The organism is Chryseobacterium sp. 27AL, from assembly GCF_057815395.1.
The window spans coordinates 1-246 of sequence record NZ_JBYRIW010000061.1; the positions used below are offsets into that span (position 1 = coordinate 1).

The following is a 246-nucleotide window of genomic DNA, read 5'->3' on the forward strand; positions in this document are numbered from 1 at the left end:
TTCATCCTTTACCGAGAGCAGAGTATTGCCGGTATAGGTGTAGATAAGGTTGTCAATGAGTTCCGCGGTGCCAGAAAAACTTTTTGTATTCCTTTGAAGAGATGTGATATTTCCTGCGGTATCATAATCTGCCGTTTCATTGTAGAAATCATTCGCGGGAACAGAAGCTTTCGGTTCAGAATAGGTTCCTTTGGTGAGTCTGTTCAGGTCATCATATTGGTAATCGTATCGTTTTAGTACATTATT

Annotated in this window: 1 protein-coding gene; it reads right to left on the reverse strand. The window is 40.2% G+C overall.

All coding sequences use genetic code 11. The features are described from left to right. Positions 1-246: hypothetical protein (locus tag AC3WV0_RS18190; protein ID WP_488847496.1), on the reverse strand; the 246-nt coding region annotated here is incomplete at both ends.